We start from the raw sequence: 14,787 nt of genomic DNA, 5'->3' as shown, positions 1-14,787 counted from the left end.
CCCAATGTCGCTGCGTCGCAGCGACCGGGAGTCGCCTAAAGGCTAGACACCAACGGTTACGGAATTGCTTTTTATTGATGCCCGTTCCGTTGGAGTGTTTGCCGCTTCATAGCTGCCGTCGCCAGACGGCGGACCGTCCACGCTCCGCCGCCGACGCCTTCACCTTGATCGAGATGATCGTCGCGCTGGTGCTGGCGTCGTTGATGATGGTCGGCTTGTTGGGCATCGTGGCGTCGGTCTCGACCCAGTCCAATCAATTGCGTCGCGAACAAATCGATCATGTCGCCGCCGGGATTCTGGCCGATCGTTTACGCAACGATTTGATCAACGCGCGAGGCATCGCCGCCGGCACCGACACGCTGATCTTGTCGGGATATGTTTCGCCACAGCAGCTGCCGGGCATGATCCGTTACACGCAGGCGACGATCGGCTCGCGACGATTGCTGATCCGTCGCGCTGGTGGTCAGCGTGATGTCTGCTGGATCGATTTCGGTGCCTTCGACTTCGAAACGTACGACGAGTTCGATGCTGAAACCCCCGTACCCGAGATGAGCGGCGGGCTGGTGCCGATGCCCAGTCGCTTTCGCATCGCCGCGCGGGACGCACAAGGTCGAGTCTTGTTCAACGAGGTGATTGACCATCATGCGGACTGAACGGGGTCGCTCGGGATACGTGCTGCTGGCGGTGCTGGCCGTGATGGTGTTGATGGTCACCGTGCTGGCGACGCTGTCCAAGCTTAGCCTGCGCCGTGCGCTCGCCGCGGCCGATGCGCAGGTTCGTCTGCAACAGCGGTTGGGTGCGGAGTCGATTGAACGAGTTCTGTTGCCGCAAGCCGGCAAGGTCTTTGATCAACGGGAAGAACAAGCCGATGCGATCCAAAAATCGACGGGAACGGCGAGCCCCTTTCCCAGACAGATTCGCGGTGCGGTGACGATCGGCGGCGTGACCTTTGACGTGGTTCTGGCAGATGAAGACGCCAAGTTGAATTTGAATCAGGTGTACCACATGACCGGCCGGCGGCGGACCGAGACGACGCTCGGCGAGGTGCTCGGGCCGGTCGCCGCGCGGACGGTGCGACTGCTACCCGCCACCCGGCCGATGACCGACGCGTTGCTGGAATCGGCGGCCGAAAACAGATCCGTGGAAGAATCGGATCAGCCGATGACGGAAATCCCGCGTGCCTTTCGAAGCTGGGGCGAGGTGTTTGACCTGTCCAGGCTTTCCGCGAGTCTGGGATCCGATGCCGCGCTGCCGTCGGTGAGCGGCGACATCACGTGCTGGGGTGGCGGCGGGCTGAATCTCCGTCGGGCCTCGGAGACATCGATCCAAGCCGCCGCCGGCTGCGTTTTATCCGATGCTGGAGCCCGTCGGCTTGCCAGCCGATACAAAGACAATCCGACCACGTCGCTGGCGATTTTGGTCCAGCGAGAGGGGAAAACAGAAACCGAACGTCTTCGGCTGCTTAGAATGTTATCCGAGACCAGCACGCACTTTTCGCTGTGGATCGATGCTTCCGCAGTGGCCCGTGGAAGCATGCGGACCTTTTCGGTGATGCGGAAGACCGATGACGGTCTGACGACCAACGAACGCTTTTCTTTTTGAGAGACCCCGAAGTTGAATGAAAGAGATTGCTAAAGGATGGATTTGACCGCCCAACGACGATTGATCACCGCGTTGACTGCAGGCTTCTTGGCCGTTGCAGCGGTGGGTGTTGTTTGGTCGCTCGGCGGTATCGATTCACCCGCTCCGCAATCCGACAGCACACTCGGATCGCTGCGCGGTATGAAAACGGCGGTCGACCAACCGCAACAGGAGCCGCGGACTGTCGAAGCGGCGGCCCAGGTCAACTTGGCGTTGAAACTGCAACAGCCCCTCTACGACCCGCCCCAGCCTCCTCCGCCAAAACCCCAACCTAAACCTAAACCCGCGGTCGTCCGCGATCCGCCGGCGGTCAAAGCCCCGCGACTGGATTGGACATTGACGGGAACGATCATCGACTCTGATCAAAGCGTCGCGATCCTGACCGATGCGTCCGGCAAGACCGACATCCGTGCTGCGGGCGAAGTCGTCGAGTTGTCGCCACCGGGCGTGCTGGTGCGAAAGATCGATTCCGAAAAGGTCACGTTGGAGGTTCGCGGATCGGAGTCGACCTTGCGATTGAAATCCTCCTTTCAGTCCACCGGCGGCGGCAAGCCCGATCGACCGAACCGGAGACCGGCTCGATGAGCGATCGGTTCTGCATCGATGGCGGTGGATTGATCGCGCACACCGAATCGGGATGGTTCCTCCAAGTCGGCTTTGAACAAACCGAACTCGCCGCCGAAACGCCGCCGCAAGAGGTCGCCGAACGGTTTAGCCAACTGTGCGACTCGGTCAAGGGAGCCGACAGACGGTGCGTGCTCGCCGTGCCCAGCAGCGAATGCTTTTTCGTCTGCGATGAACTGCCCGATTCGATCGATGCCAAAGACCGAAGTGCCGTCACGTTCGAACTGGAACGCCATTTTCCGCTCGACGCCGAATCGATGGTCGCGGACTATTTTGTCCGTGCCGCGTCAACGCAAATCGCGGCGGTCGCGATCGAAACCCGCCGGCATCAACCGACCGTCGACACGCTTGAAGCGGCGGGGATCGAAGTCGTTTCGATTCTGCCGACGGCGTTCCTGATCGCCCGAGCCCTGCAGCGCAGCGATGCCGAAAAGTCTCCGTTCACCTTGTTGATCGTCGCCGCGACATCGGCCGAATCCTTGTCGGCCGAATCCTTGTCGGTCGAATCCTTGTCGGCCGAATCCTTGTCGGTCGACGGCGGTGGAGTGTTTCGCTGGCGGCAGTTCTATGACGCTGACGATGAACTTCGTCGACATCAAGCCACCGTCGCAGACCAAGTCGACGCATCCGAAAGGACCGTCATTGTCGGCCGAAGTGAATTGGCGTTTCAACCGCGCGGCCGAGTCCAACGGTGTGATCGCGGTGCCGCACGTCTGGCCGCCGAAGGTGCGGGCCTTGCATTGGGCGGTCGTTGGGGACGCTGGCCCGACTTGCGGCGCGGTGACTTGGCACCGAACGATCCACTGTTCGCCGTCGCCGGCCCCTTACGCAAGCTCGCGTTGGCGGCTACGTGTTGCTTTCTGATCCTCTCGATCGCGGCCTGGTATCGCGGTAGTCGGCTGGCCTCCGAATCCGAATCGGTTCGACAGCAACAGCGCGCCGTATTCGCCGAAGCCTATCCGGGACGACGCGTTCCCGTGATGTTGATGCGAACCGTCCGAGGCGAACACAGCAAGACGCTCGGTTCGCGCGGTCGGGGCGATGCGATCCGCTTGCCGGTTCCCGCGACGCGCGTGCTCAAAGATCTTTACCGCGGTCTGGAACACGCACAACGTGTCGGCGGCGTGCGACTGCGGTTGATGGACTTGAAGATCGTCGATGGCGTCTGCTCCTTGACCGTTCGCTCGGTCGACGCCGTCCAAATCGGCACCATCGCCAAGTCGCTCGAAACGATCGGGTTCGACGTCACGCCACCGGCCGCCGAACAGATCGATCCCAGCAAGGACGAGCCGATTCCGACTTACCAATCGACCCTCTCGGCCGTTTGGAATCCGTCCGGGAATCGGGCTGAGGAGGGAGTCGATTCGTGACCGCAACGACGAAACGATTGATCGCCGCCGCAGCCATCGTGCTGTTGGCACTCTACGCCGCGTCGAGTGTGATGAACACGTGGTCGGCGGCGAGCCGGTTGCAGCTGGATCACCAAGATTTGCGCGAGCTGCGACAAAAGCTGGACGAGATCGAACGGGTCGCCGACGCGCCCCGCGTCGCGGCGTTGGAGCTGGAAGAACCCAACCAAATCCTGGATCGCATCAACGCGGCACTCAAGCAAGCCAATCTATCCTCCGATTTGCTGTCAAACCAAACTCCCAACCAACCGCAGCGGATTGGTCAGACGGATTTCAAACTCCGGCGGGTCGAAATCAAACTCAACGCAGCCACGGTCCCCCAGATCATCGCCTTTTGTGAGGCGTTGAGGGATGAAGCGACCGGCAGTCTGGTGAGGGATTTGCAGCTTTTTGATCCCCGGCAATCCGGCTCGCGCGAAACCTGGAATTCTCAGCTGACCTTGACCCAAATCATCTTTTCACCGAAAAGCGACACGTGAACGTGTGTTGTTGCCTCAAGTGGCGAGGAAATGAGTGTTGGTGTGCAGGCTTTAGCCCAATACCGCTAAGTTAACATGAATGAGGGGGCCCGGACGCTGGCGCGAACCGGCTGATGTCAAACGAATATCAGCCGTTTGGCNNCTTAGCGGTATTAGGCTTTAGCCGTCCACCGTCGCTGCCTCGCAGCGACCGGACATCGCCTCAAGGCTGAACACCAGCGGGAGCTGAATCCGGTTTTTGCCTATGCCATTCGTTCCTAGATCCTTTTTCCGTGGACAACCGAATACTGTTGCGATGATAAAGCACTGAGTCGAATTGGAATGCGTCGAAATGGAGTTCGTAGCGATCGATCGCGGGTAGGTCCGGTGTCTGCTGCGCTGAGGATGACGCGATATGGTTGCGTCGCCATCTTCAGCCACATCGCCGCGTTCTTCGTCTGTCTGCTGCCCGTCGGGTGCTCATCGCTTCAGAGCAAGAATCGATCGGTCATCAAGGTCCAGACCAAACGGGACACCGAGCGTGCCAATCGGCTGACGTACGCGGGCATCCGATCCCTGCAGAAACAACAGATCGACCGGGCGGCCGAACAGTTTCGTGAAGCGGTGGAGGCGGATGAGACGTATGGTCCGGCGCACAATAATTTGGGTCTGATGCACTACGAACAAGGCAACTTGTATCAGGCCGTGATGGCGTTTGAGCACGCGCGGGAGTTTTTGCCCGGTGATCCGGCGGTGGTCTACAACTTGGCTTTGGCGCTCGAATCGGCCGGACGAACCGACGAAGCGCTGGAGCTTTATTACACCGCCAACGCGATGGATCGCGCTAATCCGCTTTACCTCGGCAATTTGGTCCGGTTGCGGGTCCGGCTGGGTGATCATGATGACGTGCTGGTTCAGCAACTCAAGGATTTGGCGTTGATCGAAACGCGACCGGATTGGAGACGCTGGGCGGACACACAGCTGGCGCTGTCGCAAAACGATGTGTTGGATCGGGGCCCGGAGACACCGGATCTGGAGTCGACGGTCGACCGTGCAGTCGGGCCGGATCCCAGGCAGTTGCGTACCAAGATCATCGATTTGACGCCCGTCATGCCGGCCTCGGCGGAGGAGCCGATCGCCGACCCGTTCGGGTTTGATGATTTGCCGGATGCTCCGCGGCGCAGAGCCCCACCGCTCCAAGCCCCCCGCGGAGATGATCCGACCATGGATTTGGTCCCGCCCGCACCGCCCGCCGCCGAAGCCTCCTCCTTGGAAGAAAGCTACGTCGAAGACCTGACCGACAAAGAGTGATCGTCCGCACACCCAGACATCCGTCCACTCGGGGACAGACCCCGCGTCCACTCGGGGACAGACCCCGAGCTGTTCGATTGTCCACTGGGGGGACACCCCGGTGTTTTGTCTTCATCCCGAAGGGATTTCAGCGAGTAGCCGGAGGTCAGCGCAGCGTTACCTCCGGAACACGCCCCCAATCCCTCTGGTCGACCCCGAACGGTGTCGCAGCAAACCTCGTCCCCAGGGGGTTTTGATCGATGGAGAAGAAACCCACGGATGGCAGTGCGTACCCACGGATGTCATGCAGTCGGGATCCGTGGTACGCCTTACCATCCGTGGTCTGATTCAGATTGATCGGGGACAGATTGATCGGGGACATGGCACCAGCCGTCCTCCCAATCACGACCCTTGCTAGCAACAACGCTCCTGATCGCCCGTGTTGCGATGGTCTCGGGTCTGTCCCCGGCGGAACAGACGCGGTGCTCAGCGTGACGGGAAGCTCGGGGTCTGTCCCCGATAGAGGCAGCTGACAGGTTGGAAGCCTATCCCACTTGCTAGCGGCGGGTGGCTCTGCCTTCGATGGTTTTGCTGTCATCGAAGGGGTGCAGGGGTGTGCTTTCAAAGGTCGTGGTGGTGTGGACGTGCACCGACCCGAACCCGCGAAACAATCGTGAAAGTACAAACTTGCGAATCAGATCGCGTCCAACCGGAACCAGCATCACAAAGCCGACCATGTCGGTCAGCAAACCGGGCGTCAGCAGCAATGCGGCGGAAAACACGATCATCAGCCCGTCCTGAATCTCGCGGCTCGGCATCCGGCCTTCGCCCAACGCCACTTGAAACTTTTGCCACGCGATCAGGCCCTCACGTTTGGCCAGCCAAGAGCCGATAATGCCGGTAATGATGACCAGCAAGAATGTCGGACCGGCCCCCGTGAAATCGGCAAGCTGCAACAGCAGGTACAGCTCCACCAGGGGGACGGTGATGAACAACAGAAGAAGTCGAAGCAGCATCTCGATCGCCTGAAAAGGGCGGAAAATTGGACGACAGCGTTCTGGATGAACCTGTTTCGGACCGGTCCGTCGGAGTGCCATCCTGACAAATGTCCCTTGTGGAACGGACCGGGACGCGAATTTCGTGCCATATCCCACAATTTCCAATCCCCCCCCGCCTCCATCCATCAGGTGACGATCATGATCGCCCAATCCTTGACGGTCCCCAACGCGGAAGATTTGTACGCACGGCTCTGGCATCGCGGCGATGGCACGGAGCGCGGCGTGGTGATCTTGGTGCACGGATTGGGGGATCACGGTGGACGATTTGCGTCCTTTGCCAGGCGGATGCTGCGTCGACGCTGGGCGGTTTTCGCCTTCGATTTGCCCGGTCACGGCCGCTCGCCGGGACGACGCGGAACCGTCAAGAGTTACGATTCCCTGTTGCAACTGATCGCATCGTCGCGTCAGTTGCTGTGGGAATCCTTTGGCGTCAAGCATCAGGTCGTGATCGGCCACAGCATGGGAGGCAATGTGGCGGTCAACTATGCACTGCGTCGCGCGGAGTTTGACGCGGTCGAAACGCCTGACCTGTCGGGCTTGGTGTTGGTCGCGCCGATGTTGATGCCTCCGAGTTTTCTGGATCGACCCAAGATCTTCGCCGCTTGGGGCACGGGCCAACTGTTTCGTTGGATCCGACTTTCCAAACCGGCTCGCGTCGAGCAGTTGACGCGTGATGGTGCCGCCGCGGAACGTTTCCGCACCGACCCGCTGCAACACAGTCAGATCTCATTGTATCTGGCGACGCAGTTGTTGGCGCAAGGCCGCTTCGCGCTCGACCATGCCGCCGCGATCGAAACACCGACGTTGATCGTGCAGGGGGACGAAGACGAGCTGATCGATCATGCCGCCTGTCGCAACTTGGCGCTACGGATGCGCGAGCGGGCGGAGTTTGTCCGTTGGCCCGGTGGACGTCATGATTTGATCCAAGACATCGATGCGGAGGACGTGGCGGATCATCTGGCCGGTTGGATGAGCCGCAAGGTCAACCAATTCTCACCGGCATTGCGGTTGGCGCGTCAAGTCGATTTGAACTCCGAAACGCTGGAGGGCCTGCTGACCGACACGCCTACAATTGACGGTACTTGGCCCACCACTGGTCGGCCTGCGACTCCGACCAGACGGGTATGTCAGTGATGCCGTCGAGTTGATCGATGAGTTGTTGGGCCGATCCCGGGCGATCATTCGGGTCTTTTGACAAACAGCGAAAGACCAAATCGTCGAGTGCGGCTGGGATCGATCGGGCTGTGTGTTCGCTTGGCCGTGAGGGCGGAACATTGGCAAGCTGGTGGAGGATCTCGGCGATGGATTGCCCGTCGACTGCGTTGCGTCCGGTCAACAGAAAGAACGCCACGGCGCCGAACGAAAACAGATCGGATCTGGGATCATTGGTCCCCAGGTCGTGAAGCCGTTCAGGCGCCAGATACTGCGGTGTTCCCGCCACCAAATGGCTTTCGGTGATCAATTGTGATGTGGTGGTATGGATTGGTTTCGCAAGACCGAAGTCGAGCACCTTTACGACATCGGAAGTCCCCCCGCGAATACAAATCATCACGTTGCCCGGTTTCAGATCCCGATGCACGAGTCCGGCGTTGTGGGCTTCGCGAAGTGAATAGAGCACCTGCCGCAGTAGAAAGACAGCGCGGGACGGCTCGATCGCAGTTTCAAGTTCGACGAGATGGGAGAGCGTTAGGCCGTCGATGTATTCCATCACCAAATAGAAGATCCGTTCCTCGGAAACGCCATAGTCTAGAACGCGAACGGTGTTGAAGTGCTCCAGTTGGCTCACCGATCGTGCTTCACGCTGAAATCTGGCAATGCTGTCGGAGTCGCTGAATTGGGGTTTGAGCAACTTGATGGCCGTGGGGCGTTTCAACAGCTCGTGCTGCGCTTTGAAGACCTTTCCCATCCCTCCCTCACCGATCTGTTTTTCCAAACGGTATTGTCCCAGTTTTTGGTCTTCGCCGAATCGATGGCGGAGGCGATTGATGGAATAGTACGATCCGACGGCGATGCACAAGCAGAGTGCGGATTGGACCATCACCGCGAAGGCAAAGACGCGTGTGACACCTGCTGACGGATCAACTTCATCGGCGTCAAACTCGGTCGCAACGCCGACCTGGAGATCATCGAGCCAGCGCCAAGCGCCGACGACCATGACGCCGCGAAAGTCACGATACCCGTCGACGTCACTCCCGTCGTTACCGGAGAGACACATGCGAGCCATCTTTGTCAGTGGAAGGGCCGAAGCGGGTTCTTCGAACTGATAGCCCGCCGTGGTGTCTCCGCCGGGGTCGTGTAGGTAGGTATGTCGAACACTTGTGTCCGCTGTGGTTGGGATCAACCCGGCTTGCTCGAGTTGTCGATCGAATCGACTGGCGGACAGCACTTGTCCGTCGCGGTCGAAGACGTAGGTTTCACCCGATTCGCCCAGTCGGAACGCTTGCGTGATTCGCATCGCTTTCTCCCGGCTTGTGGAGTCGTGAATCTGCAGCGCGGCAATGACGCGGCCGTCGGCGTTGCGAAGTGGCGTCACGATCGCGAGATGTGGAATGACGGCGGTGCTCTCGTCCAGCGGGGTGATCGAACGATCCTTCTCCAGTGGAAAAAGCTCCGAGCGACCTGCAAACACGGAGGCAAGAATGCTCGATCCCCATGGGGTTGCGTTGTGACCGATGCGGTTGTCCCCTGAGATCGAATCGGCGATCAGTCGGTAACGCCGATCCCAAATGGCGAAGTGTTCCTCACGTCCGGCTAAGGCCGTGATTTCGCTGCGAATCTTGAAATGGATCGGCGCAGCGAGAGGGGTTTGGGAAAGATCGTCCGCATCGTCTGTGATGCGGATCAGTTCGCCAACGGACTGGCGAAGGCGGTTGCTGCGGGCCCAGGATTCAGCCTTTTCGACTTCGTGATCCAGCCACATTTTCAGTGCAAGGACGTTGCTGTCGACGATTTCATTCAGGGTTTCGCGGCGGACCTCCTTCTGCAACTGTCCGATGTACCGTTGGACGAGAAAGCCGATCAGTGCGAGCACCAAACAGGAAATCAGTCCGCCGAGCGCCAACTGACCTTGCCGGCCGAGACCGTGCGTGAACTGCCACCAACGCTCAACGCCGGCGCCAAACAACTTCCTCCTTGGGGCGGTCAGCACTTTGGGTGAAAAATCTGCGACGGTGGTTTCGGCGGATCGAATGATGGTCCGCGAATCGTCGTGCTCAAGCAACGAATCAACCGCTGCGCGGAGTTCGGGATCGTCGGCGCAGGCGTTTTCCAGGACGCGTTCACGTTCGCCGCGGCCCAGGTCGACCACTCGGAGAAACAGTTCTTTGACTCGACCGTATTGGTTCGGCGTCACGCCTTGTCGTCCTCATTGAGTTGCTGACGAAGCCAGGCGCGGACGACGCGCCACTCGCGATCGACCGTCGATTTGGAAATGCCCAAGTGCTGGGCGACCTCTGAACTCGTCATTCCGCCAAAGAATCGCAGCTCGACGATTTGCGATTGTCGCGGATCGATCTCTTGCAGCTCCGCCAACAGCTGGTCCACGGCGATCAAGTCGTGATCGTGATCGGGCGAAAGAAACAGCTGCTCCTCGAAAGAAATTCTGTTGGCCGATCCGCCTCGTTTCTTGCGATTTCGGCGACGAGCGTTGTCGACCAGAACGCGGCGCATGGCTTGCGCGCCGATCGCCAGAAAATGCGTGCGTCCCCGCCACTGGACCTGATTTTGATCGATCAGTCGCAAAAACGCCTCGTGGACGAGTGCCGTCGGCTGCAGCGTCACATCGTTGGATTCGTGCCGCAGATAGGTTGCCGCCATCGAGCGAAAATCCTCATAGACCAATTCCAGCAGCTCGTCGGCCGCCCGTCGCTCACCGCCGGAAACGCGTCGGAGAAGTTCGGTGTGAGTCGGAGTCGGCGTTGTCATAGGGGCTTTTCGAAGAATTTTCGTGAACAGATGACCCATTTGGTGTGAAGCTGTCGCGTTAACGACATCAACCCAAGCTCGCCCTCTTTGACGCCCCGTTGCGTCCCACAACGATCTCACCGATCCAGGGAATACGTTTGATGCCGGAAACGACCACTCTCTTTCTGATCGACCCTGATCCGTTGGCCCGGCGGATCGTCGGCCGAATCGCGGATCAAATGAACCTCGATTTCCGGCACTACACAAGCGCCGAGGATTTTCTTGAAGCATACACGCGCCACACTCCGGCGTGCATCGTCGCAGAATTTCGGTTGCTGGGAATCAGCGGAAACGAGCTGCAAAATCGACTGGTTGCCGAGGGCACTTCCCTACCCATCATTTTCGTTTCCGCATTTGCAGAAATTCCGTTCGCGGTGCAGGCGATGAAGCAAGGTGCGATCACCGTGCTGGAAAAACCGGTCAGCGAGCAGGCGTTGTGGGATTCCATCCAGCATGCTCTGGCGTATGAAAGACGCGTTCGGCGGATCGATGCAAAGCATGCCGCCGTTGGGAAGCGTTTGGCAAGACTGACTTCCAAGGAACGCGACGTCTTTGATCTGCTGGTTCAAGGGCACCCGAACAAAACGATCGCCAATCGACTGGGTCTGAGCATTCGAACCGTCGAGGCACGCCGTCATCATATCTTTCGAAAGACCGGCACGAAGTCCCTCGCACAGCTCGTTCGGATGGTGGTCGAGGCCGAGCGTCGCCTCGGCGGTCAGTGAATGCTGCGGGACGTGCTGACGCTTCCAGGCATCCGATTCTCAGTATTTTTCCTAGCGGCCGGGCATTGCGACGCCCGCCCGAGGCCTGACGGCCAGCGGCTCACCATTGACTCAGCAGATCCTGACTAAATCGGCAGCCCGCGCGCGCCGTTCCGCTAACCCCTTCAACGCCAAAGGTAATCGCATCGGGCGAATCCCAGGCGTCTCGATTCGATCGAATCAGAACCAAGTGTTTTGTCTACCCGATCACGTCGCAACCCATCCAGGGCTCCAGAACCTTGGGAACCGCGATGCTGCCGTCGGCGCGTTGATGGTTTTCGATCACCGCGATCATCGCGCGTCCGGTGGCGACGGCGGTGCCGTTGAGCGTGTGCAGGAACTTGGTTCCCTTCTCTCCGGTCACCTTGTAACGCGTGTTCAGCCGACGCGCCTGGTAGTCGGTGCAGTTACTGGTGCTCGTCACTTCGCCCCACTCGCCGGCGTCGCCCCGCCCCGGCATCCAGGCTTCCAGATCGTACTTTCGATAGGCCGGACCACCCAGGTCGCCGCTGGCGGTGTCGACGACACGGTAGGGGACTTCCAAGGCATCGAACAATTCACACTCCAACGCCCGCATCTCTTCGTGCATCGCGTCACTGTGCTCGGGCAACGTGAAGGCGAACATTTCGACCTTGGTGAATTGATGCACGCGATACAGACCTTTGGACGCGCGACCGGCCGCCCCGGCTTCGGTGCGGAAACAGTGACTGAGCCCACACAACTTGATCGGCAACTCGGTGTCGGTCAACGTTTGATCGGCCATCATGCCGCCGAGTGTGATCTCCGCGGTGGCGACCAGGTTCAATTCAGTGTTCTCGATGCTGTAAATCTGCGTCTCCGGACCGCGCGGGTTGAACCCGGTGCCCTGCAGCACGCTGGTCAGCGCCAGGTCGGGCGTGGAGACCGGGGTGAAGCCGCGATCGGAAAGGAAGGCGATGGCGAACTGCTGCAGCGCCAGGTCCAAGCGGACGGCGGCGTTGCGCAAAAAATAGAACCCGGCACCGGCGACCCGCGCACCGCCTTCGAAATCAAACAGGTCGTGCTTCTCACCGAGTTGCAGGTGATCGAGCGGCTGGAAATCGAATTCCGGTTTCGGTGTCGCACCGAACGACAATTCCTTGGCATCCTCTTCGCCACCGGTCGGCGCGTCGGGGTGCGTCAGATTGGGGATCAGCGTTTGGATCGCCAGGATCTGGTCTTCCAACTCGTCGCATTGTTTTTGGGCGGCATCCTTTTGTTCTCGCAGCTCGCGCCCCTTGGCGATCAGTTCTTGTCGCTGGGCGTTCTCGGATGCCTTGGGAATCTGCTTGCTGACCTCGTTGGCTTGGCGGTTGAGGTCTTGGGCGAGTTGCAGTTGAGTGACCCGCTGGGCGTCTAATTCGACGATCCGATCGACATCACACGGCACGCCGCGTCGCTCACAGTTCTCGCGGACCAGGTCGACGTTTTGGAGGATGAATTTCCGATCAAGCATGATGAGTTGAGGTAGGTGGGGAAAAATGAACTCGAGAGTGTTGTTGTCGTCTCAGCGGCCGGTGAGGGTTGATCGAGGCTGGAAATCATTCGGTGACGCCTGATCGCCCCTCCCCTCGCCTCGCTCGACCCTCCCTGCCAGGGAGGGTTGCTTCACAGGTTTCGCTACCAACGCCTGCCGGCAGAAGCCTATCCCACTTGTTTGGCAATTTCGTTCCAGAGTCGTGCGGAGGCCTGGATGCCGCGATGGTAATCCTCGACGCGGAATTTTTCATTGGGGCTATGAGCGTTATCGTCGGAAAGCCCCCAGCCGAGCAACAGGCAATCGCAGCCCAAGACTTCTTGGAATCGGGTGACGATCGGAATCGAACCGCCTTCGCGAATGAAGACCGGCTTGGCACCGAAGGCGGCGTCGATGGCCCGTTCGGCGGCCTTGGCGAACGGCGTGTCGATGTTGGCCAGCATCCCGGGCGCCCCGTGATCGGCTTTTAATTTCCAGCGGACGCCGGCCGGAGCGATCGCGCTGAAGTGTTGGTCGAGTTGCTGCGTCAGCTCTCGGGGGTCTTGGTCGGCGACCAAGCGAAAGCTGATTTTCGCGGACGCTTTGGCGGGGATGATCGTCTTGACGCCTTCGCCTTGATGGCCCGAGGTCAGCCCGTTGATGTCGAACGTCGGTCGTGCCCAGCGTCGCTCGTCGGTCGTGTAACCCTGTTCGCCGAACAGCTCCTTGACACCCACGTTTGCGGCAAACGCTTCGTCCGATTGCGGAAGCTCACGCCACTGCCGCCGTTCCTGGTCGGTCAGCGGCTGGACTCGATCGTAGTAGCCGGGGATTTGGATGACGCCGCTTTCGTCGACCATCGAAGCGAGCATCCTGCACAGCGCGATGGCGGGGTTCATCACCGCACCGCCGAATGATCCGCTGTGCAGATCTTGGCCGGGGCCGTCGACGATCAATTCGTAGGTGGCGATGCCCCGCAGCCCGTACGTGATCGCCGGTTGTCCGTCGGCGTACTGGCTGCTGTCACTGATGACGACGCAATCACAGGCCAGTTTTTCGGCCAGATCCGGCAGCATTCGCTCCAGGTTTTCGCTGCCGACTTCCTCTTCACCTTCGATCAGAAACTTGATCTGCAGCGGCAAGGCGTGACCGGCCGACAGCCAGCGACAAACGCTTTGAATGTGCGTCAGAACTTGTCCCTTGTCGTCGGTCGCGCCACGAGCAAATAGATCTCCATCGCGAACGGTCGGATCGAACGGTCCACTGATCCAATCCTCCAACGGCTCGGCGGGCTGGACGTCGTAGTGTCCATAGACCAACACCACCGGCGCTCCCTCGATCGGAGCGGTTTGGGCAACCACCATCGGATGACCCTCGGTCGCGATGGTTTCCACCGTCAGTCCGGCCTGCTGCAATTTTCGGCTGACCCAGTCACACGCCTCGCGAACTTCCCCCTGCCGCCGGCTGTCGCTACTGACGCTTGGGATCCGTAACCACTCCACAAGGTCGTCCAAAAGCGCGTTGCGGTCGGTATCGAGGGATTCAATCAATTGGCCCAGTGACGCGTCGTCGAGCGGCCCGGTGGCCGCATTTTCACGGGATGGAGACACGGGAACGACTCAGTGATTTGGGGTAAAAAAACGGGAAAAACCATCAAAATCGGGTCTGCCTTCGGTTCTGCAGCCGCGCTACAATAGGAGCCGTGTCATCGTAGCAACAGAGGGCGTGATCGTTCGCCCGGCGTTCACACGACGGAGCAGTTTTCGAAAATGTCAGACAAGCAAGTCGCAGTTGCCGATCCGGCCGTTGAGCAAGAGCAGCAAACGAAACCGAAGAAACAGCCTCGCTACAACGTCATCCTCTGGGATGACTCCGATCACAGCTACCAGTACGTCGTGATGATGATGCGAAAACTGTTTCGACACCCGGTCGAAAAAGGTTTCCAAATCGCGACCCAAGTCGACAGTCACGGCAAAGCGATTTGTCTGACCACCACCATGGAACACGCCGAATTGAAACGCGACCAGATTCACGCCTACGGCAAAGATGATTTGATCCCGCGTTGCAAAGGCAGCATGAGCGCGACCATCGAACCGGCCGGCTAAA

The 14,787-nt window shown here is 59.7% G+C and carries 14 protein-coding genes; 9 read left to right on the top strand and 5 right to left on the bottom strand.

All coding sequences use genetic code 11. The features are described from left to right. Positions 1 to 77 precede the first annotated feature (77 nt). The 6 genes from NZK35_RS02455 to NZK35_RS02430 all read left to right on the top strand — a co-directional run bounded on the left by NZK35_RS02455 (position 78) and on the right by NZK35_RS02430 (position 5,443). A complete protein-coding gene (locus NZK35_RS02455; RefSeq protein WP_259631014.1) occupies positions 78 to 653 on the top strand; it encodes a PulJ/GspJ family protein in 576 nt (191 codons plus the stop codon). Beyond that, positions 643 to 1,602, top strand: a complete 960-nt coding sequence (locus tag NZK35_RS02450; RefSeq protein ID WP_259631013.1) for a hypothetical protein — start codon at positions 643 to 645, stop codon at positions 1,600 to 1,602. The genes NZK35_RS02455 and NZK35_RS02450 overlap by 11 nt, the downstream gene beginning before the upstream one ends. 36 nt (positions 1,603 to 1,638) lie before the next feature. Continuing rightward, positions 1,639 to 2,226, top strand: a complete 588-nt coding sequence (locus NZK35_RS02445; RefSeq protein WP_259631012.1) for a type II secretion system protein N — start codon at positions 1,639 to 1,641, stop codon at positions 2,224 to 2,226. Then, on the top strand, positions 2,223 to 3,635 hold the full coding sequence (gspL, locus tag NZK35_RS02440; RefSeq protein WP_259631011.1) for a type II secretion system protein GspL: 1,413 nt from the start codon (positions 2,223 to 2,225) through the stop codon (positions 3,633 to 3,635). Before NZK35_RS02445 ends, gspL begins: the two co-directional genes overlap by 4 nt. Then, on the top strand, positions 3,632 to 4,153 hold the full coding sequence (locus tag NZK35_RS02435; RefSeq protein WP_259631010.1) for a type 1 periplasmic-binding domain-containing protein: 522 nt from the start codon (positions 3,632 to 3,634) through the stop codon (positions 4,151 to 4,153). The genes gspL and NZK35_RS02435 overlap by 4 nt, the downstream gene beginning before the upstream one ends. A gap of 366 nt (positions 4,154 to 4,519) precedes the next feature. Next, entirely contained in the window at positions 4,520 to 5,443 is a 924-nt protein-coding gene (locus tag NZK35_RS02430; protein WP_259631009.1) for a tetratricopeptide repeat protein, read from the top strand. A 536-nt stretch (positions 5,444 to 5,979) separates the two neighbouring features. Here NZK35_RS02430 and NZK35_RS02425 read toward each other — a convergent pair. Further along, the gene (locus NZK35_RS02425; protein WP_259631008.1) at positions 5,980 to 6,438 is read right to left on the bottom strand and encodes an FxsA family protein; all 459 of its coding nucleotides are present in this window, start codon (positions 6,436 to 6,438) and stop codon (positions 5,980 to 5,982) included. 180 nt (positions 6,439 to 6,618) lie between these two features. On the opposite strand from NZK35_RS02425, the gene NZK35_RS02420 reads away from it, so the two are divergent. Continuing rightward, positions 6,619 to 7,614, top strand: a complete 996-nt coding sequence (locus NZK35_RS02420) for an alpha/beta hydrolase (RefSeq protein ID WP_259631007.1) — start codon at positions 6,619 to 6,621, stop codon at positions 7,612 to 7,614. Here NZK35_RS02420 and NZK35_RS34560 read toward each other — a convergent pair. Next, the gene (locus tag NZK35_RS34560) at positions 7,547 to 9,832 is read right to left on the bottom strand and encodes a serine/threonine-protein kinase (RefSeq protein ID WP_259631006.1); all 2,286 of its coding nucleotides are present in this window, start codon (positions 9,830 to 9,832) and stop codon (positions 7,547 to 7,549) included. The genes NZK35_RS02420 and NZK35_RS34560 overlap by 68 nt on opposite strands. Beyond that, positions 9,829 to 10,404, bottom strand: coding sequence for an ECF-type sigma factor (locus tag NZK35_RS02410; protein ID WP_259631005.1), 576 nt, complete (start codon positions 10,402 to 10,404; stop codon positions 9,829 to 9,831). The genes NZK35_RS34560 and NZK35_RS02410 overlap by 4 nt, the downstream gene beginning before the upstream one ends. A 140-nt stretch (positions 10,405 to 10,544) precedes the next feature. Here NZK35_RS02410 and NZK35_RS02405 point away from each other — a divergent pair, with 140 nt between their 5' ends. Then, positions 10,545 to 11,168 carry a response regulator transcription factor gene (locus NZK35_RS02405; protein WP_259631004.1) on the top strand — a complete coding sequence of 208 codons (624 nt, stop codon included), beginning with the start codon at positions 10,545 to 10,547 and terminating at the stop codon, positions 11,166 to 11,168. Between the two features lie 238 nt (positions 11,169 to 11,406). Here NZK35_RS02405 and serS read toward each other — a convergent pair whose 3' ends face one another. Together serS and NZK35_RS02395 are read right to left on the bottom strand one after the other, a co-directional pair. Beyond that, positions 11,407 to 12,681 (bottom strand): serine--tRNA ligase, encoded by a 1,275-nt coding sequence (gene serS, locus NZK35_RS02400; protein ID WP_259631003.1) that lies wholly within the window; start codon positions 12,679 to 12,681, stop codon positions 11,407 to 11,409. A 188-nt stretch (positions 12,682 to 12,869) separates the two neighbouring features. Further along, complete coding sequence (locus NZK35_RS02395) at positions 12,870 to 14,240, bottom strand: dipeptidase (protein ID WP_259631029.1); 1,371 nt, start codon at positions 14,238 to 14,240, stop codon at positions 12,870 to 12,872. A 210-nt stretch (positions 14,241 to 14,450) separates the two neighbouring features. On the opposite strand from NZK35_RS02395, the gene NZK35_RS02390 reads away from it, so the two are divergent. Then, entirely contained in the window at positions 14,451 to 14,786 is a 336-nt protein-coding gene (locus NZK35_RS02390; RefSeq protein ID WP_259631002.1) for an ATP-dependent Clp protease adaptor ClpS, read from the top strand. The last annotated feature ends 1 nt before the right edge of the window (position 14,787 follow it).

The organism is Stieleria sedimenti (genome assembly GCF_025060895.1).
Taxonomy (GTDB): Bacteria; Planctomycetota; Planctomycetia; order Pirellulales; family Pirellulaceae; genus Stieleria; species Stieleria sedimenti.
The sequence above is the reverse complement of the archived record's forward strand: the minus strand, read 5'-3'. Positions and strand labels throughout refer to the sequence as shown.